The organism is Parafrankia colletiae, assembly GCF_001854655.1.
GTDB classification, from domain to species: Bacteria; Actinomycetota; Actinomycetes; order Frankiales; family Frankiaceae; genus Parafrankia; species Parafrankia colletiae.
Genome location: NZ_MBLM01000080.1, coordinates 37,648 through 55,594, shown reverse-complemented (window position 1 = coordinate 55,594; position 17,947 = coordinate 37,648). Strand labels below are relative to the sequence as shown.

Below are 17,947 nucleotides of genomic sequence, written 5' to 3'. Positions count from 1 at the left end.
CTGGGTTCTCGCGGGCTTCTGGGTGGTCGTTTCCGTGGTGTCGTGGGTGCCGGCGGTCCCGACGCCCTCCACCACCCTGGACGCCCTCGGGCTGTTCGCCCTGCTGGGTTTCGTCGTCGTCCACGCATCGCTCGCCGTCGGCTGGCGGGGCTTCGCGGTCTACGTCGCGACGAGCTACATTGTCGCCCTCGCGTTCGAGGCCACGAGCATCGCCGTCGGCTTTCCGTTCGGCTACTACGTTCACCACACCGAGGGTCCGCGGCTCTTCGACGTTCCCGTCGTCGTCCCACTGGGCTATGTCGTCTACGGATGGCTCGCCTGGAGTCTCGCGGGACTCATCACCCGGGCCGGGTCGCAGGCCGGATCCCGCGCGCACCGCGTCGTCACCCCTGTCGTGGCCGCGTTCATCCTCGCCGGCTGGGACTTCGGCTATGACGCGATCGGGTCGACCGTCCGTGATCTGTACACCTACCGGGACCCGAGCGGCTTCATGGGAGTTCCGCTGTCGAACTTCCTCGGCTGGCTGCTCACCGGCTGGGCCGTCTTCCAGCTGTTCGCACTCGTAGCCGACCGCTTCACCCCGCCAACGGCAGCGGGGGCAGTAGCAGCGACGGCGCGACGCGAATACCGGCTGTGGCCGTGCGCCATCTGGGCACTCATTCCCGTCCAGTACCTCACCGACTTCGCCAGCGCTCCCGACACCACCGTCGAACGAGGTGGCCACACGTTCGCCGTCGCGGACGTCTACGAGGCCTCGGCCACCGCGGCCATCCTGACGATGCTCGTCACCGCCGTCATCGCCGGTTCGCATGCCTGGCCCCAGCCGGGCGCCGATGAACCGGCGGAGAAGGCCTCTCAGCAACCACCGTGAACGTACCTGTCTTGCAGGTGGGGCGGCCGCTGACTCCCCCGCCCGGGTACGGGCGCATGCCGGTCCGCCAGGCCGGGAGGCCAGTGCCAGYAGTAGCACCCCGAACACTGACGCCCGGTGACTCGCCAGGATCCCGGGCCTGAGCCGTGCACCTCCCCTCCCCACATTGTGACCGGCCCCGGTAGATGGCGGGGTTCCGGCCGCGCTTGGTGGCAGGGTCGGGTTGCCTCGTGGTGGGCGGTTTCGAGTGTGGGGTGGTCTCAGTGCCGGAACAGGCGTAGTCCGGTGTGGACGAGGGCGATCCCCTGGTCATGGCAGGCGGCGATGATGTCCGCTGACCGTATGGATCCGCCTGGTTCGGCGATGTAGCGCACGCCGTGGCGGCGGGCGTGATCGATGTTGTCTCGGAACGGGAGAGCGCCATCAGAGGCGAGGCTGACCTGATCGAGCTGGCGTAGCCACTCGGCTCGTTCGGTGCTGGTCAGGGGTCGGGTGCCTCCCGGTCCGGCGGGGCCGGTGGGGCGGTCGGGGTCGAGGTAGTCGATCTGGTCGTTGACCCTGTCCTGGATCTTCCGATTCTGGGTGGTGTGCAACGCGTGAACGCGGGGGTGGCGGCGCAGCCACCAGGTGTCGGTTTTCGCGCCGGCGAGGCGGGTGCAGTCGACGCGGGATTGCTGGCCTGCGCCGACGCCGAGTGTCATCCCGTCGCGGACGTAGGCAACCGAGTTCGACTGGGTGTGGCGCACCACGAGAAGGCCGAGCAGCAGATCGTCGAGGGCGCGGTCGGGGATGGTGCCGACCTGGACGTCTGCCAGGGTCCGCCGGTTCGGCACCGTGTTGTCCCAGGGCTGGACGAAACGCATGCCATGCACCTCGCGGGTTTCCCGGGCGGGTGGCTGGTAGGACGGGTCGGCTTCCAGGATCAGGAACGTGCCGTTCTTCTTCGCCGCCAGGGTTGCCACCGTGCCGGGTTCGTAGCCCGGGGCGATGATTCCGTCGYAGACCAGCCGGCGCAGCAGCAGCGCCAGTTCCGCGTCGACCGGCGCGGAGACCGCGGCGAAGTCCCCGTAGGAACTCTTCGGATCGGTGTCCCGCGCCCGTGCATAAGCACTGGTCAACGCGCCCGCTTGGGAGGAGCCGAGCCCATAGGTCTGAGTCATCGTCACGTCGAGCGGACCGGCGAGTGCAGCCCCGGCGGGAGACAGATGTTTGAAGGATGCTGCGGCGGGCCGACCCAGGGCTTCGGCAGCTTCCCGGACAAGCTGCCAGGCGCCCAGCGCGTCCAGCATGTTGATGTAGGAGGGTTGGCCGTGCAGGACCCGCACCGGCGGGGCTGCGCCGTCGACCGGGTCGACTGTTGCCGGCTGCTGGTGGGGGTTCATGCCGTACCGCAGGTCCATCGAGTGTCCTCACGTCGCGCACCGGAGATCTGCGCGTCGCAGGCCCAGGCGGTCGGCATCGACGGTGGTACGGCCGTTCCCCGGTGGTAACCCACCCGCGCCAGTAGCGGCCCGCCGCAACATAGCAGCACCCGCCAACGGTTGAAACGGCTACGCCCCGCCCAGCCTGGCCGCCCGCCCGGAACGGGCCCGGCTACGCCTGGCCGAACTCGACACCGCGCTGGCCGGCTGGATCGTGCGCGACTACCACACCCGCCGGCACAGCGAGACCCGCCAGACCCCACCGACCGATGGGGGGTCTGGCGGCTTCCTGCCCCGCATGCCCGACAGCCTCGAACAGCAGACTTGATCACTCTCAGTCTGTGCCTTCGTAGCGCGCTACGGTTGCCGGCATGCAGCCGCCACCGCCACGCCCGCCGGCACTGCGGGTCATGCAGGCCAGCACCGCCAGCGAACGCGAGACCCTTGAAGCGTTCCTCGACTTCTACCGGGATGTACTCGTCCACAAGGTGCGCGGTGTCAGTAACCGGGATGCCGGACGCAGGCTGCTGCCCTCACTCACCACCCTCGCCGGCCTCGTCAAACACCTGACCGTGGTGGAGCGGAACTGGTTCGGTCGGCTGACCGACGACAACCCCGACGCGCTCCCGCACGGCCAGGAAGACACCAGCTGGGTGCTTGCCAGCACCGACACCATCGACTCGCTGCTGGCGGAGTACGACCAGGCGTGCGCAGCCTCCCGAAAGGCCGCGGCCGGGTACACGCTCGACGACATCGTCGCCCGCCCCGACCTGCCTCAGGTGTCACTGCGGTGGATCTACATCCACATGATCGAGGAGACAGCCCGCCACACCGGCCACGCCGACATCGTGCGCGAGCTCACCGACGGAGCGACCGGCGTACTCGGGTAGCAGACGGCCCGTCGCTTCCCCGCCCTGGCTACGTAGATCGCCCCCGCCCCTGGACCGAGCCAGCTCGTACCCCTGCCAGGAAACGCGGCTGGAACCCGGCCATCTACCAGGGCCGGTTACACCACATCAAGATCGAATGTGGGGAAGGGAGGTGTCAACATCGTTGATTATCTTGGGTGTGGAGCGGTTCCCGGTGTCGAGTGAACGGCCGGTCCCGGGGCGGGGGTGCGGTCGGTAACGGGCTGGTGTGCCCGGGTGGCCGATGATGGGGGGTGATGGGGGCGGTGCGGCGGCATCTGGTGCCGGCAGGGGTCACGCTGGTCACGCTGGTGGTGACGGTGGTGCTGGTACGCCGGTACGACTGGGAACCGGCCGGCACGATGCTCACCGTGATCACACCGGTGTTGACGGTGGCGCTGCTGGCGTACGGGGCGCCGCTGGTGTTCCCCGGCCAGGCGCCAGCCCCCACCGGGCCGGACCCGGCCCCGCCGCGGCAGGGAGACAGCACACCGGTCGGGGCGCTGCCGGCACGCAACCGGCTGTTCACCGGCCGGGCCGGGCAGCTCGACGAGATCCACCGCCAGCTGCAGGCCGGGCCGGTCGCGGTCGCCGCCCTGCACGGGATGGGCGGGGTCGGTAAAACCCAGCTCGCGCTCGAGTACGCCCACCGCCACGCCGGTGACTACCCGCTGATCTGGTGGGTCGACGCCGAACAGACCACGCTGCTCGCCGAGAAGATCGCCGCGTTGGCCGGGCCGCTGGGCCTGCCCCCCGGCCCGGTTGTCGAGACCGCCTCCGGGGTGCTGGCCGCGCTCGCCCGCCGGTCGGGGTGGCTGGTGGTGTTCGACAACGCCGAACACCCCACCGCGCTGGCGCCCTGGCTGCCCACCGGCCCCGGCCATGTCCTGATCACTTCCCGGAACCCGGCCTGGGAGCATCTGGCCGCCACCATCGACGTCGACCTGCTCCCCCGGGCCGAGTCGATTGCCCTGCTCACCCGCCAGCTCCCCGGCCTGGACCCGGCCACCGCCGGCGCCCTCGCCGACGAACTCGGAGACCTCCCGCTGGCTCTCGCCCAGGCCGGGGCCTACCTGGCCCGCACCCGCACCGACCCGCGGGACTACCTCACCCAGTTCCGGGCCCGCCGCGGCGCCTACCTGGCCACCGGTGACCCCCCGCTCTACGCCGGCCGCCTCGACACCTGCTGGTCGATCTCCCTGCAACGGCTGCACACCGACGCACCCGCCGCGGTCTGGCTGCTCCAGGCCTGCGCCCTCCTCGCCTCCGACCCCATCCCGCTGGCCCTGTTTCCCACCCTGCCCCCACCACCCACCCCGCCGGCGGCGCCGTGGGTGGTGGCCGTGGCGGCAGCGCCCGCCCGCGGCCGGTCAGGACGTGCGGGAAGCGGTCGCCGCGGCCGCGGACTACTCGCTGCTACGCCGCGGCGAGACCACGATCACCGTGCACCGTCTCGTCCAGGCCGTGATCGCCGGCCAGCTCACCGACGACGAACACCGCACCCTCACCGACACCACCACCCGCCTCCTCACCGCCGCCACCCCCACCCACAGCGCGGACGACCCTCGTAGCTGGCCGGCCTGGGCCGCCCTCGGCCCCCACCTCCTRCACGCCTATAGCCACCTGACCGGCCCCGACGACCCCCACCACCTCCGCGCCGCCACCGGCCAGTTCTGCTACCAGCTCTACGCCCGCGGTGACTACACCGCCGCGCACACCCTCGCCCTGCGCCTGCACCACGACGCCCTCCACCACCACGGCCCCGACCACCCCACCGCCCTCAGCGCCGCCTACACCCTCGCCATCACTCACGACATCCTGGGACACCACCAGGCGGCCCGGCAGTTGGACGAGGACACGTTGGCTCGGAGCCGCCGCGTCCTCGGCGACGACCACCCCGACACCCTGAGCTCCGCGGGCAACCTCGCCGTCCGGCTGTCCGCGCTGGGGGAGCACCAGRCCGCCCGACAGCTCGACGAGGACACGTTGGCCCGCTACCGGCGGGTCCTCGGCGACGACCACCCTGACACCCTGGACACCGCCCATAACCTCGCCGTGGACCTGGCCGCCATGGGCGAGATCACGCAGGCACAGAACCTGCTCGAGGACACGTTGACCCGCCGCCAAACGCTGCTCGGCGACGACCACCCCGACACCCGCAGGACAGCACAGGTGCTGGAGTCGCTCCCCGACAGCGAAGCGCCCTGACTACCTGCGACCACCTACCGAAACGATCATCCCTTAAACGGTCACTTCCGGGACGGACAACGAAGAAGATCAACACAGGGCTGAGAGGGCCGAAAACCGTCCCACAAACTAGTCCCGAAACCCCGTGTCACGCGGGCGGTTTCGGGACCCTTTGCAGGACGATCCGGCGGTGAGCGAAACCAGGACCGATGCCGATGTCCGAAGACATCTACGGCGGTGTCTTGATCTGTGCACACGGTGGGTCGCGCCTTCTCGGAGTCGAGCTCAAGCCGCCAGTCCGTCCCCTCCCACATCCACGTTGACCTGCTCCTGATCACCTCGGCGACCAGTCTCTGCCGTTCAGCCCCCATGAGATGGATGGGAGACCATGTCTGCCGTTCCAGTCCCATGTGTTGCAGGCGGTGATGACCGTGACCCCGCCGTAGCGACGACGAGCACTTACGACCGCCTCGCCCGTGACTATGCAGCCCGCAACGCAGAGGTCTCGGACGGGCTGGCCGTGTGGAGATCAGGTTTTCTCGGCCTGCTGCCAGCCGCGGGGTTGGTCGCGGATCTCGGTTGCGGTCCAGGCCGTGACCTCGCGGTCTTCACCCATGCCGGGGTGGCTGCGGTCGGCGTCGACCTGTCCGAACAGATGCTTCGGTTGGCGCAGGCCGCCGGTGGCCGCACGGTCACCGGCGATATCCGCCGCCCACCTCTGAGACCCGCGGTCTTTCACGGCCTGTGGTCCAGCGCCGCGCTGCTGCACGTTCCTCGCCCCGAGGTCGCCGGCACGCTGCGCGCCTGGCGATCACTGCTGCGCGACGGCGGGGTGTTGAGTCTGTCCACCTCTCTCGGCGACCGCGAGGGCTGGGAAGCCGCCCCCTGTCGGAGCGACTATCCGCCGTCGGTCCCGCTCCGACGCTGGTTCGTGCACCACGACCGTGACGAGCTGCTGAATCTCATCGCGCAGGCCGGCTTTGCGCTTCGTACCGTGCAGAAGGAGCCGCGGCGTATGACCTGGCTGCAGGTGAGGGCCGTCGCTGCCTGACCGCCCACGCCGGCGGGACCGGTCCATCCCGGGCAGCTTCGCGATCGAAGTGATCAAGGTGATCGGAGTGATCGAGGTGTCCGGCTCCCACGGCGCATCTTCCACCCGGAGATAGCCCGGGGCAGGGCGAGCGCGGGGGTCAGGGTTCGACGAGGATCTTGGCGCTGGCCGCGGTCCGGGCTAGGGCGTCGAAGGCCTCGTTGACCTGGGCGAGTTCGACCCGCCGGGCCAGCAGCGGCGCCGGGTCGATCAGACCGCTGCCGAAGGCGGCGACGACGGTCCGGAACTCCTCCGGCGTGTAGTAGACCGCGAAGCCGACCGACACCTCCTTCATGAGGGCCGCCCACGACTGGAACGGGGTCGCCTCGATGGTGACTCCGGCCAGGACGATCCGGCCCCGCGGCCGGGCCGCGGTGACGCAGGCGTCGAGGAGCCCGGCCCGACCCGCGCACTCGACCACCAGGTGGTAGGCGCCCGCCTCGGCCTGGTCGACGGAGGTGAGGACGTCGGTCGCCCCGAACGACTCCGCGGCCGCGCGGCGGATGGCGGCGGGGTCGACGGCGGTGATCCGGCCGGCCCCGCGTGCCCGCGCCCAGGCGATGGTGGTGAGCCCGACCGCGCCGGAGCCGACCACGAGCACGTCCTCGCCCGGTTCGAGCCGTCCCGTCCGGACGCAGTGCAGGCCCACCGCGAACGGCTCGACGAGCGCACCGTGGCGCGGGTCGATCTCCGGCGGGAGCGGGAACGCCGCGGCCGCGGTCACGACGGCCAGCTCGGCGAAGGCCCCCGCGGTCCCCCCGAGGCCGACCAGCCGCACCCGCGGGCAGTGGATGACGTGGCCGGTGGCGCACCACTCGCACCGGCCGCAGGACAGCGCCGGCAGCACCGCGACGTGCGTGCCCACGCGCCACCCCGCCATGTCCGCCCCGGCTCCCGCACTGACGTCCGTACCGATTCCGACGATCTCCCCGGCGAACTCGTGCCCCATGATCGTGCCCGCGGGCATGGCGTCACGCGCCTTGAGGTCCGAGCCGCAGAAGCCGCAGGCCGTCACCCGGAGAAGGAGCTCACCCGGCCCTGGTGACGGGTCCGCCACCTCCGTGATCTCGTACTGCCCGCCAGGGACGACCACCGCCGCGCGCATCGCACCTCCGCCGTGTCGCGACCGCACCGCGGTCGCCCGATTCTTCTCCGGTGGCCGTGACCGGCTGGCTGGCGTCTCGCCCGGGTCAGGCGAGCGACGCCAGCCAGCCGGTGAGGAGCGTGTTGAACTCGGCCGGGCGTTCCTGGTGCAGCCAGTGGCCGGCGCCCTCCCAGGTCACCACCCGTGACTGGGGGTCGGTGAAGACGGCCTGCTCGACCGCGGCCCGCGCCGGGTCGGCGTAGAAGGTCAGCACCGGGCAGCTCCGCCGGAGCAGATATGGCTCGCTGCACGAGCGCAGGGCCATCCCGGTCACCTGCGCCGCCAGGGACTGCCGCAGCACGTGCGCGGCCATCCCGGCGATCCGGCGTACCTGCCACGTCCGCAGGGCCGGCAGCCGCGCCGGGGAGTCCATGCCTCCCACCAGCTGCTGGACGAACGGCACCGGGTCGGTGTCTGCGAGTGCGTCGAGCAGCGGCCCGACCGCGCCGGCCGTCTCGTCCGGGAGCAGGTAGGCGGGATCGACGGCGACGACGGCGGCGACCCGGTCCGGGTACTCGACGGCCAGGGCGCTGGCCACGCTGCCTCCCATCGAGTGCCCGACCGCGACGACCCGTTCGATCTCCAGGTGGTCGAGCAGGCCGGCCAGGTCGGCGGCGAACTGCGCCGTCGTGTAGCCGTCGGCCGGTGCGCTGGACCGGCCATGGCCGCGCAGGTCGACCGCGATCACCCGGTGGTCGGCGACGAGGTGCGGGAGCTGCCAGCTCCAGTCGTGGGAGTCGGCGGTGTAGCCGTGGACGAGCAGCAGCGGCCGGTCGCCGCTGCCCTCGTCGGTGTAGAACAGCCGGACGTCACCGAGCTCGGCGAAGGGCACCGGACTCCCCTCAGGAGATCTTGAAGCCGGAGTAGCGGACGCCGGTGTCGCCGCCGGCCGCGATCTCGTCACAGCGCCGCCGGTACTCGGGGAGGCCGCCCACGTACGTGGTGTACATGCGTTTCTTGCCGGGCACGTTGGCGCCGTTCCACCAGGAGTTGCAGTCCGGGTGGACCAGCACGCTGCCGGTGACGAACGAGAGGACCTCGTCGATCCACTCCGCCTGCGCCGAGGGCAGCGCCTCGATCGTGCTCCCGCCGCCGTCCCGCAGGTAGGCCACGCAGTTCGCGATCCACTCGACGTGGTGTTCCATCGCGGCGAGGAAGTTCGACGCCGCCGACGGGCTGCCCGGGCCCTGGATCGTGAACAGGTTGGGGAACCCGGCCACCTGCAGGCCGAGGTAGGAGACGGGCCCCTCGTCCCGCCAGAGGTCCCCCAGCAGCGCACCGCCCCGACCTCGGACGTCGATGCGTGACAGTGCGCCGGTGAGCGCGTCGAACCCGGTCGCGAACAGGATGACGTCGAGGTCGTAGGAGCCCTGCGCGGTACGGATCCCGGTGGGGGTGATCTCCTCGATCGCGCCGGCACGGAGGTCGACCAGCGTCACGTTGTCGCGGTTGAACGTCTCGTAGTAGCCCACGTCGATGATCGGGCGCTTGCAGCCGAACGGGTACGTGGGCACCAGTGACGCCGCGGTCCGCGGGTCCCGCACGATGCGCGCGACGGCCTCGCCGTACAGCGCCGTCGCCAGCCGGCCGGCCTCGGGGTCGACGAGGACGTCGCTCCAGTACAGCGCGCCGAGGACGCCGCGCTCCTCGACGGCGCGCAGCCGCTCCTCGCGCGACGCCGTCCGCAGGGCCGGGAAGCCCGCCATGTCGACCAGCACCGAGAACGCGCTGGTCCGCGCGGCCCCCACGTGCGCTACCCGCTGCGCCGCCCGGATCTCGTCGTACCGGGACCGCAGGCCCTCGAACTCACCCGGCTCGTACGGGCGCGCGGGCGAGGGCAGCGTGTAGGCGGCCGACCGCTGGAACACGTACAGGTGCTCGGCCTGCTCGGCGACCACAGGGATGGCCTGCACCCCGGTCGAGCCGGTGCCGACGACGGCCACCCGCTTCCCGGTGAGGTCGAAGCCCTCCCGTGGGAAGCGGTTGCTGAACAGCACGGTGCCGTCGAAGGTGTCGAGCCCCGGGATGCCGGGATCGAGCGGGGCCGAGAGGATCCCGGTCGCGGCGACGACGAAGGGTGCGACGAACAGCTCGCCGCCGGCGGTCTCCACCAGCCACGAGGCGTCCTCCTCGTCGAACGCCATCGCGACGACCCTGGTGTCGAACCGGATGTCGCGGCGCAGGTCGAGGCGGTCGGCGACGAAGTTCAGGTAGGCCTCGATCTCCGGCTGCCCGGGCAGCAGCTCCGCCCAGCTCCACTCCTGCTGGAGCTCGGCGGAGAAGCTGTAGGAGTACTCGACGCTCTCGATGTCGCAGCGGGCGCCCGGGTAGCGGTTGAACAGCCAGGTCCCACCGACGTTGTCGGCCGCCTCGAGGACCAGTACCCGCAGCCCCTGCTCGCGGAGCCGGTGGAGCGAGTACAGCCCGGACAGGCCCGCACCCACCACGATGGCGTCGTACCGCCGGGCTTCGGCACTCCCCGACAGGGGAGCCCGCACCTCGGTCGTCGTCCTGTCACTCACTGCCACACCCTCACCGGCCCCCTGATGCGTCCCAATAGATATAGATATTTCAGGCTACCACCGAGGCGTCAAGGGCCGATCACGGAAGACGCGCCGCGGGCCGCAGGCCGCGGATCGCGGATCGCGGGCTCAGAGCACCTCGACGACCATCGCCGCGCCCATGCCGCCACCCGCGCACATCGACACGACGCCGAGCGCGTTCCCGCGCCGCCGCAGCTCGTGCACCATCGTCACGACCATGCGCGCACCGGTGGCCGCGATCGGGTGGYCGAGGCTCGCCCCGCTGCCGTTCACGTTCACCGTCTCGGGGCTGATCCCGAGCTTGCGGATGGTGGCGACCGGCACCGAGCAGAACGCCTCGTTGACCTCGAAGAGGTCGATGTCGGCGAGGGTGAGCCCGGCCCGGTCGAGCGCCTTCGGGATGGCCAGCGACGGTCCGAGCCCGGTCAGCGCGGGAGCGACCCCGACCGACGCCCACGACCGGATCCGCGCCAGGGGGGCGAGGCCGTGCGCGGCCGCGTACTCACCGCTGGCCAGCGTGACCGCGGCCGCCGCGTCGTTCAGACCGGCCGCGTTCCCGGCGGTCACGGTCGCGTCCGGCAGCTCGGGGTGCAGCAACGGCAGCTGGGCGAGCCGCTCGACGGTGGTGCCGCGCCGGGGGAACTCGTCGGTGTCGAACACCGTGGTGGTGCCGTCCGCCCGGGTCACCCGGACCGGCACGATCTGGTCGACGAAGTAGCCCCCGTCGATCGAGGCGATCGCCTGGGCGTGGCTGTAGGCGGCCCACCCGTCGACGTCGAGCCGGGTGAGACCCAGCTCGCGGGCGGTGTTCTCGCCGACCGTGATCGCCATGTCGAAGGCGGGGGCGGCCGGTGTCTCCGGGTGCGAGGCCGACACCCAGGTCACCGGCTGCCCGTCCGGCCCCTTCCGGGTGCTGGCCATCGCGTTGTTGCTCAGGCTCTCCGTGCCGCCGGCGATGACGACCCGGTCCATGCCGGCGCGGATGCTGCCCGCGGCGATCGCGACGGCGCTCAGTCCGCCGGCGCAGTGCTGGTTGGTCGCGACCCCGGCGATGTCGTCCAGGCCGAGCCGCACGGCGACGTTGCGGGCGATGACCCCACCGCCCTGGTACGCCTCCGCGAGCACGAGGTTGTCGACGTCGCGCGCCGGCACACCGCTGCGTTCCAGGGCGGCGGGCACCACGGCCTCGGCGAGTGCGAACGCGTCCAGTCCGACGAGGGTCCCCTTGCGGCCCGGCCGATGGGCGTGCGGGCGGTCGAGACGACGACGGCATCGATCATGGTGGTGTCCTCCGAGACACGGTGCGCGCCGGGCTCGCCGGGGCGCCGGGTGACGTCGTCAGGTCCGACGGACCGCGACAGGCACTTCTACCAAAATATCTATAGATATAGAATCGAGCTGTGGTCGGGCCAGGAGATACACGGGACGGGGCTCGGCGCACCGTCCGGGAGAAGCCGCAGCAGATCGCCGACGAGATCCGTCAGCTCATCGTCCGGGGAGACCTGACCGAGGGTGAGTCGCTCGGCCGCGAGCCCGATCTGGTCGAGCGGTTCGGTGTCTCCCGCCCGTCGCTGCGGGAGGCGCTGCGCATCCTCGAGGCGGAGGGTCTGATCTCGGTCCGGCGGGGGGCGCTGGGCGGGGTTGTCGTGCACCGGCCGGACGAGCGGATGACCGCACGCACGGCCGCGCTCCTGCTCCAGGCGCGCGGCGTGCCCCTCACGGACGTCCACAACGCCCGCAGCATGATCGAGCCGGTGGCCGTCCGGCTGGTGGCTGTCTCGCGCGCCCGCAGATCCGCGGCCGCCGAGCTGCGCCGGCTCAGCGCCGACCAGCTGGAGGCCATCGAGGACCCGGAGGCGTTCGGGCGCGCCAACGCACGCTTCCACGCCCGCCTCGTCGAGCTGGCCGGCAACCAGACCCTGAGCATCGTCGCCGAGATGCTCAGCGAGGTCCTCGCCCGGGCCGTCACCGCGGTCAGCCAGCCGGACCCGGCACGGGACACCGAGGCCACCCGGATGCGCGGCCTGCGCTCCCAGGCCCGGCTCGCGGCGCTCATCGAGGCGGGTGAGGCGGCGGCGGCCGAGCGGCACTGGGCGGAGCACCTGACGGTGGTCGGGCGGGTGATGCTCGCCCAGCACACGAAGACCGGGATCGATCTGATGCGACACGACTACTGACTGCCGGTCCCGGTCGCCGGACTCGTCAGCCGACGTGGATCGGGACGGCGGAGAAGCCACGCACGGTGCTGGTCTGGACCGGAACCAGCGCCTGCTCGTCGATCTCCCAGTGCGGGAACCTGACGAGCGTGCCGGCCAGCGCCACCTGCCCCTCCATGCGGGCGAGGGCGGCACCCAGGCAGTAGTGCGCTCCGAATCCGAAGGTGATGTGCCGCTGGATGGTGYGCCGCACGTCGAAGGAGTCCGGGTCGGTGAACTCGCGTGGGTCCCGGTTCGCGCTGCCGTTGAGTAACAGCACCTTGGAACCCGCCGGGATGTCGACGCCGTGCGCGGAGAAGTCCCGCCGGGTCCAGCGCCCGTTGACCGGGGACGGCGCCTCGTAGCGGAGCACCTCCTCGACCGCGTTCGCGACGAGCGAGGGATCGTCGACGAGCAGCCGGCGCTGGTCGGGATGGCGGGCCAGAATGACCGCCGTCCAGCTGAGCAGCCGCGCGACGGTCTCCACGCCCGCGCCGGCCAGCAGGACCACAAACAGCGCGACCTCGTGGTCGGTGAGCCGGCGCGTGACGCCGCCGTCCTCGATCTCGGCGCCGACCAGTGCGCTGATCATGTCGTCGCCGGGCCGTCTCCTGCGCTCGGCGATCAGCGCCATGGCGTACCCGTGGATGCTGATCGAGGCGTTGAGCGCGGTGGGGTTCATCTGCTCGGTCTGGCCGGCCTCCCGGTGCAGCATCTCGTCGAACCAGCGACGGACCAGGTCCCGCTCGTCCTCGGGCAGGCCGAGCATGTGGCCGATGACCATCGGCGGCAGCAGCGCGCCGAACTGTTCGACGTAGTCGAATCCCGAGGCTCCGACGAACGGGTCGAGGTAGTGGCCGACGAGCGTCTCGATGTGCGCCCGGAGGTCGGCGATCCGGCGCGGCGTGAACGCCCGGCTGACCAGCTTGCGCATGACGTCGTGCTCGGGCGGGTCCATGAAGATCACGGACGGGAACTCGGTCGGCGCGTCCAGCGTCTCGAGCTGGACGCCGTGTGAGGAGCTGAACGTGTCCGTGTCGTGGTAGCCGTTCCAGACGTCCTCGAACCGGCTCAGCGCGAAGAAGCGAAACCGCTCGTTCCAGTAGACCGGCCGTTCCTCCCGCATGCGCCGCCATGTGTCGTGCACCGTCCGGTCGATCTCGATGTCCAACGGGTCGTAGTAGATCGGGGACGCCGTCTCGATGGTCACGAGCCGCTCACCTTCCAGGAGGTCGCGAGGACGCGTTGTCCGAGGGCCCGCACCAGGATCACGCCTGGACCGCCCGCATGATCGACTACTTGTCGATCCGGGCCTTCATCTCGTCCAGCAGCATGAGAACCGGCAGCCCGGACTCGCTGAGCGCATGGCCGTGGCCGGTCTGGTGGATGTCGAACACGGACTGCACGGCCGCGTAGAAGCCCTGCACGTCAAGGGTCTGGTTGACCGCCCGCTTCGCCTGCCGCAGCGCGAACGGGTGCATCCGGGCGATCTGCCCGGCGAGTTCCCGGGTGGCCGGGCGCAGTTCGTCGAGCGGTACCACACGGTTGACCATCCCGGCCCGTTCGGCCTCGTGGGCGTCCATCTTCCGGCCGGTGAACAGCAGTTCCTTGGCCTTGCGGGCGCCCAGCTCCCAGGTGTGGCCGTGGTACTCGACCCCGCCGATGCCCATGTTGACCACCGGGTCGGAGAAGGTCGCGTTGTCCGCCGCGAGGATCAGGTCACACGGCCAGCACAGCAGCAGGCCACCCGAGATGCACACGCCCTGTACCGCGGCGATGGACGGCTTCGGCACGTTGCGCCAGCGCAGCGAGTACTCCAGGAACCGCCTCGCCTCGATCTCGTAGATCCCGGCGAGGGTCCAGCTCGGCGGCCGGCCGTTCCCGCCGCCCCCGCCGGGCGCGCCGTCAGCCGCACCGTCGGCGGGGCCGACGCTTCTGATGTCGTGCCCGGCGGAGAAGTGCCGGCCGTTGGCCTGCAGGATGATCACTCGGACGTCCGGGTCCTCGGCCGCCCGCCGCCAGGCCTCGTCGAGCTCGTCGAGCAGCTCGAGCGTCTGTGCGTTCGCCGCCTGCGGCCGGTTGAGCGTGATCGTCGCGATCCGCTCGGCCGCCTCGTACTCGATGAAGCTCTCGCTCACGAACGCGCTCCTCACTCGGCTCCGGGCCTGGTCGGCGGCCCCGGTGCGGCCCGGCCACCCCGGGGCCACATCTCGCGTCAACCAAATATATCTAGATGTTATTGGTGATGCCACGACATGGCCAGCGGCACCACCACTCCCCCACCCACAGGACCGACGACGAGGTTCCGGGGCCCGCGCCCGCGGGGTTGCGCCACCCGACCACGCAGCCGTACCTTCATTATCTAGATATTTTGGATCCCACGCGCTGCCACCGGCCCCGACAGAGAGTGACAGGCTCGATCATGGCCCCGACCCTCGACTTCCCGGTGTTCGACGCCGACCACCACCTCTACGAGACGCAGGACGCGTTCACCCGGCACCTCCCGGCACAGCATCGGGACCTGTTCCGCTTCGTCGAGCTGAACGGCCGGAAGAAGCTCGTCGTCCGCAACCTCCTCACCGAGTTCATCCCGAACCCGACCTTCGAGGTCGTCGCCCGCCCGGGCGCCCACATGGCCTTCTACGCGGGCGACAACCCGGAGGGGAAGTCGCTGCGCGAGCTCACCGGGAAGCCGATGCGCAGCATTCCCGCCTTCCGGGAGCCGAAGGCCCGGCTGGCGGTCCTCGACGAGCAGGGCGTGCACGCCTGCCTGCTGTTCCCGACCCTCGCCAGCCTCGTCGAGGAACGGTTACGCGACGACCCGGCGCTGACCCAGGTGGCCATCCGCGCCTTCAACGAATGGCTCCACGACGACTGGGGCTACAACCACGCCGACCGCATCATCACGACACCGATCGTCTCGCCCTGCGACGTGGACGGCGGCATCGCCGAGCTCGACCGGGTCCTGCGGCGTGGCGCCCGCGCCATCCTCGTGCGGCCCGCCCCCGTGGCCGGCCTGCGCGGCCCCCGCTCGCCCTTCCTCCCCGAGTTCGACCCGTTCTGGGCCCGTGTCCAGGAGGCCGGCGTCCTCGTCGCGCTGCACGCCTCCGACAGCGGCTACCAGGACTACCTCAACACCTGGGAAGGGAGCAGCGGAGAGTACGTCGCGTTCCGCCCCAGAACCTTCGCCTACGTCGCCGACGGCGGCCGCACCATTCAGGACACGCTCGCCTCCGCCATCTGCCATGGCATGCTCGACCGCTTCCCCCGGGTACGGCTCATCAGTGTCGAGAACGGCGGCAGCTGGGTCGGCGTCCTCGCCCGCAACCTCGAGCTCGCGTGGAAGAAGATGCCCGGAGAGTTCCCCACGCACCCGCTCGACGTCCTCCGGCGCAACATCTGGATCAACCCGTTCTGGGAGGATTCCCTCGAGGGCCTGATCTCCCTCATGGGCCCTGACCGCGTCTGTTTCGGCTCCGACTATCCGCACCCCGAGGGCCTCGCCGAGCCGCTCTCCTTCACCCGGCAGCTCACGGGCCTCCCGCCTGCCGACATCGAGCGGGTCATGTCGACCAACATGTTCGAACTCCTCGATCTCCCGCGTCCGGCCCCCGCCGGCGCGACCGTGTGACGGTGTGACAACTCCGACGTTCCCCGGCGGCCGACGGCAGGTGATGGCGTTCCATGCAGTTCCGCCTCGACGAGGACCAGCTGGCGATGCGCGACGCCGTCCGGGCGTTCTGCGCCGACAGGTTCGGTCTCGGTGACATCGCGGCCCGTGACGGCAGCCCCAGCGAGCCCGGCCTGTGGACGGCGCTCGCCGAGCTCGGTGTGCTGGGCGTCCTCGCCGACGGGGCTGCCGCCGGCATCGGCATCGTCGAGGCCGCCCTCGCGTTCGAGCAGTTCGGCGAGCACCTCGCCGGTGGGCCGGTGCTGTGGTCGACCCTCGCCGCGCCGTTCGTCCCCGGCGCCGCCGACGGGAAGGTCCGGGTCGCCGGCGTCGAGCTGACCGACGGGACCACCGGCCCCGTGGTCGTCGAGCACGCCGCCGAGTGCGACGTGCTCCTGGTGCTGCGCGACGACCGGCTGGAGGTGTGCCCGCGCGCCGAGCTCCCGCCACCCGTGGAGGGCGCACCCCTCGACCCGCTGACACCCGTCGTCGTGTTCCCGTACGTCCCCGCAGGCCGGGTGGTCGGCGGAGTGGCGGACGCCCGACGGCTGCGGCGCTCGGGTGAGATCCTCAGCGCCGCGCTGCTGGTCGGCGTCGCCCAGGGCGCGCTCGACACCGCCCGGCGCCACGCGCTCGAACGGGTGCAGTTCGGCGTCCCCATCGGCTCGTTCCAGGCTGTCAAGCACCTGCTCGCCGACATGTACGTGCGGGTGGAGCTCGCGCGGTCGGCGACCTACGCCGCCGCCGCGACCGCGGCCGACCCACGCGCCGGCGACGCGGAGCGCGCCGCGCACACCGCGAAGCTGCTCGCCGGCGAGGCCGGCATCGCCAACGGCCGCACAGCCGTGCAGGTCCTCGGCGGCATGGGCTTCACCTGGGACATGCTCCCGCACTACTTCCTGAAGCGGGCCTGGGTCCTGGAGAACGGGTTCGGCACCACCACCTGGCACGCCGCCCGGCTCGGTGCCGCGGTCGGTGAGGAGGTCGGGGGCAAAGTCCGGGGCGACGTCGGCGAGGTCGACGGCGACCTCGCCCTGTCGTGAGCGAGCGCCGGTGCCGGCTCAGTCCCCTGCCGGCCGGTTGAGCGAGAGGTAGTCCTATGGGATTCGAGACGATTCGCTACCAGGTCGAGGATCGGGTGGCCACGATCACCTTCGACCGGCCCGAGGCGCTCAACGCGCTGAGCCCGGCGATGGTCCGGGAGCTGCGGCAGGCGTACGCCGACGCCGAGGCCGACGACGGCGTCTGGATCCTGCTCGTGACCGGCAATGGCCGGGCGTTCTGTGCCGGTGCCGACGTCACCGAGATCCCCGACGACGGGCGGGTCGTCTACGACGAGCCGTATCTGTCGACGTTCCCGCAGTGGGAGGCTCCCCAGGAGGGCACGCCGCCGTTCCGGACCATGACCAAGCCGATCCTCACCGCGGTGAACGGCCTGTGCTGCGGTGCCGGGCTCGACCTCGTCACCACCGGCGACATCGTCATCGCCTCCGACCGGGCCGAGTTCTTCGACCCGCACGTCAGCATCGGTCTGGTCTCCGGCCGTGAGGTGGTGCGCCTCGCCCGCGCCCTGCCGACCAACATCGCCATGCGGATGGCGCTGATGGGCCGGCACGAGCGGATGAGCGCACAGCGCGCCTACGACCTGGGGCTCGTCTCCGAGGTCGTCGCGCACGACCGGCTGCTCGAGCGGGCCCGGGAGATCGCGCACACCGTGAACCGCAACGCACCGCTGGCCGTGCGTGGCACCCGCCTCGCCATCCGCCGGGGCCGCGATCTTCCGCTGTACGAGGCCGAGGTCATGGCCGAGGCCTTCCGGGAACGGGTGGTCCGCACCGAGGATGCCAAGGAGGGCCCGCGCGCCTTCGTCGAAAAACGCCAGCCGAACTGGAAGTGCAGTTGACGTCCTCCCCCTCGT

At 71.3% G+C, this 17,947-nt stretch carries 15 protein-coding genes, 1 pseudogene and 1 riboswitch; of the genes and pseudogenes, 9 read left to right on the top strand and 7 right to left on the bottom strand.

Features of this window, described 5'->3' with window-relative positions:
• Positions 1 to 46: 46 nt before the first annotated feature.
• Positions 47 to 871, top strand: a complete 825-nt coding sequence (locus CC117_RS09555; RefSeq protein ID WP_198541786.1) for a carotenoid biosynthesis protein — start codon at positions 47 to 49, stop codon at positions 869 to 871.
• Positions 872 to 1,131: 260 nt separating this feature from the next.
• Here CC117_RS09555 and CC117_RS09550 read toward each other — a convergent pair whose 3' ends face one another.
• Positions 1,132 to 2,271, bottom strand: coding sequence for a phosphoribosylaminoimidazolecarboxamide formyltransferase (locus tag CC117_RS09550; RefSeq protein WP_071083378.1), 1,140 nt, complete (start codon positions 2,269 to 2,271; stop codon positions 1,132 to 1,134).
• Positions 2,272 to 2,306: 35 nt separating this feature from the next.
• A riboswitch (ZMP/ZTP riboswitch) is annotated at positions 2,307 to 2,389 on the bottom strand.
• A gap of 274 nt (positions 2,390 to 2,663) precedes the next feature.
• On the opposite strand from CC117_RS09550, the gene CC117_RS09545 reads away from it, so the two are divergent.
• From CC117_RS09545 to CC117_RS09530, 4 genes are all read left to right on the top strand, one after another.
• Positions 2,664 to 3,182, top strand: coding sequence for a DinB family protein (locus CC117_RS09545; protein WP_084131818.1), 519 nt, complete (start codon positions 2,664 to 2,666; stop codon positions 3,180 to 3,182).
• 275 nt (positions 3,183 to 3,457) lie between these two features.
• Positions 3,458 to 4,771, top strand: a complete 1,314-nt coding sequence (fxsT, locus tag CC117_RS09540) for an FxSxx-COOH system tetratricopeptide repeat protein (RefSeq protein ID WP_071083377.1) — start codon at positions 3,458 to 3,460, stop codon at positions 4,769 to 4,771.
• Positions 4,665 to 5,408 carry a tetratricopeptide repeat protein gene (locus CC117_RS38840; protein ID WP_071083376.1) on the top strand — a complete coding sequence of 248 codons (744 nt, stop codon included), beginning with the start codon at positions 4,665 to 4,667 and terminating at the stop codon, positions 5,406 to 5,408. Before fxsT ends, CC117_RS38840 begins: the two co-directional genes overlap by 107 nt.
• 367 nt (positions 5,409 to 5,775) lie before the next feature.
• The gene (locus CC117_RS09530; protein ID WP_084131816.1) at positions 5,776 to 6,438 is read left to right on the top strand and encodes a class I SAM-dependent methyltransferase; all 663 of its coding nucleotides are present in this window, start codon (positions 5,776 to 5,778) and stop codon (positions 6,436 to 6,438) included.
• Positions 6,439 to 6,577: 139 nt separating this feature from the next.
• Here the strand turns inward: CC117_RS09530 and CC117_RS09525 are convergent, their stop codons facing one another.
• The 4 genes and pseudogenes from CC117_RS09525 to CC117_RS09510 form a co-directional block, all read right to left on the bottom strand.
• Positions 6,578 to 7,582 (bottom strand): zinc-dependent alcohol dehydrogenase, encoded by a 1,005-nt coding sequence (locus tag CC117_RS09525; protein ID WP_071083374.1) that lies wholly within the window; start codon positions 7,580 to 7,582, stop codon positions 6,578 to 6,580.
• Between the two features lie 85 nt (positions 7,583 to 7,667).
• A complete protein-coding gene (locus CC117_RS09520) occupies positions 7,668 to 8,453 on the bottom strand; it encodes an alpha/beta fold hydrolase (RefSeq protein WP_071083373.1) in 786 nt (261 codons plus the stop codon).
• Positions 8,454 to 8,463: 10 nt separating this feature from the next.
• The gene (locus CC117_RS09515) at positions 8,464 to 10,107 is read right to left on the bottom strand and encodes a flavin-containing monooxygenase (RefSeq protein WP_071083459.1); all 1,644 of its coding nucleotides are present in this window, start codon (positions 10,105 to 10,107) and stop codon (positions 8,464 to 8,466) included.
• Between the two features lie 165 nt (positions 10,108 to 10,272).
• A pseudogene (locus CC117_RS09510) lies at positions 10,273 to 11,444 on the bottom strand (thiolase family protein).
• Positions 11,445 to 11,564: 120 nt separating this feature from the next.
• Here CC117_RS09510 and CC117_RS09505 point away from each other — a divergent pair.
• Positions 11,565 to 12,341: a FadR/GntR family transcriptional regulator gene (locus CC117_RS09505; RefSeq protein WP_071083372.1), complete on the top strand. Its 777-nt coding sequence runs from the start codon at positions 11,565 to 11,567 to the stop codon at positions 12,339 to 12,341.
• A 25-nt stretch (positions 12,342 to 12,366) separates the two neighbouring features.
• Here the strand turns inward: CC117_RS09505 and CC117_RS09500 are convergent, their stop codons facing one another.
• Together CC117_RS09500 and CC117_RS09495 are read right to left on the bottom strand one after the other, a co-directional pair.
• Positions 12,367 to 13,569: a cytochrome P450 gene (locus tag CC117_RS09500; protein ID WP_321572597.1), complete on the bottom strand. Its 1,203-nt coding sequence runs from the start codon at positions 13,567 to 13,569 to the stop codon at positions 12,367 to 12,369.
• An 85-nt stretch (positions 13,570 to 13,654) separates the two neighbouring features.
• A complete protein-coding gene (locus CC117_RS09495) occupies positions 13,655 to 14,497 on the bottom strand; it encodes an enoyl-CoA hydratase (protein WP_071083371.1) in 843 nt (280 codons plus the stop codon).
• Between the two features lie 284 nt (positions 14,498 to 14,781).
• Here CC117_RS09495 and CC117_RS09490 point away from each other — a divergent pair, with 284 nt between their 5' ends.
• Genes CC117_RS09490 through CC117_RS09480 form a run of 3 tightly spaced genes read left to right on the top strand, consistent with a single transcriptional unit; the run spans position 14,782 to position 17,932 of the window.
• The gene (locus CC117_RS09490; protein ID WP_071083457.1) at positions 14,782 to 15,990 is read left to right on the top strand and encodes an amidohydrolase family protein; all 1,209 of its coding nucleotides are present in this window, start codon (positions 14,782 to 14,784) and stop codon (positions 15,988 to 15,990) included.
• 53 nt (positions 15,991 to 16,043) lie between these two features.
• Positions 16,044 to 17,072 carry an acyl-CoA dehydrogenase gene (locus CC117_RS09485; protein WP_071083370.1) on the top strand — a complete coding sequence of 343 codons (1,029 nt, stop codon included), beginning with the start codon at positions 16,044 to 16,046 and terminating at the stop codon, positions 17,070 to 17,072.
• A gap of 56 nt (positions 17,073 to 17,128) precedes the next feature.
• Complete coding sequence (locus CC117_RS09480; RefSeq protein ID WP_071083369.1) at positions 17,129 to 17,932, top strand: enoyl-CoA hydratase/isomerase family protein; 804 nt, start codon at positions 17,129 to 17,131, stop codon at positions 17,930 to 17,932.
• Positions 17,933 to 17,947 lie beyond the last annotated feature (15 nt).

Bases quoted from the DNA above. Each gene is read 5' to 3' on its own strand.
- CC117_RS09545 (WP_084131818.1), top strand. From the start codon at position 2,664: ATGCAGCCGCCACCGCCACGCCCGCCGGCACTGCGGGTCATGCAGGCC.
- fxsT (WP_071083377.1), top strand. From the start codon at position 3,458: ATGGGGGCGGTGCGGCGGCATCTGGTGCCGGCAGGGGTCACGCTGGTC.
- CC117_RS09530 (WP_084131816.1), top strand. From the start codon at position 5,776: ATGTCTGCCGTTCCAGTCCCATGTGTTGCAGGCGGTGATGACCGTGAC.
- CC117_RS09525 (WP_071083374.1), bottom strand. From the start codon at position 7,582: ATGCGCGCGGCGGTGGTCGTCCCTGGCGGGCAGTACGAGATCACGGAG.
- CC117_RS09490 (WP_071083457.1), top strand. From the start codon at position 14,782: ATGGCCCCGACCCTCGACTTCCCGGTGTTCGACGCCGACCACCACCTC.
- CC117_RS09485 (WP_071083370.1), top strand. From the start codon at position 16,044: ATGCAGTTCCGCCTCGACGAGGACCAGCTGGCGATGCGCGACGCCGTC.
- CC117_RS09480 (WP_071083369.1), top strand. From the start codon at position 17,129: ATGGGATTCGAGACGATTCGCTACCAGGTCGAGGATCGGGTGGCCACG.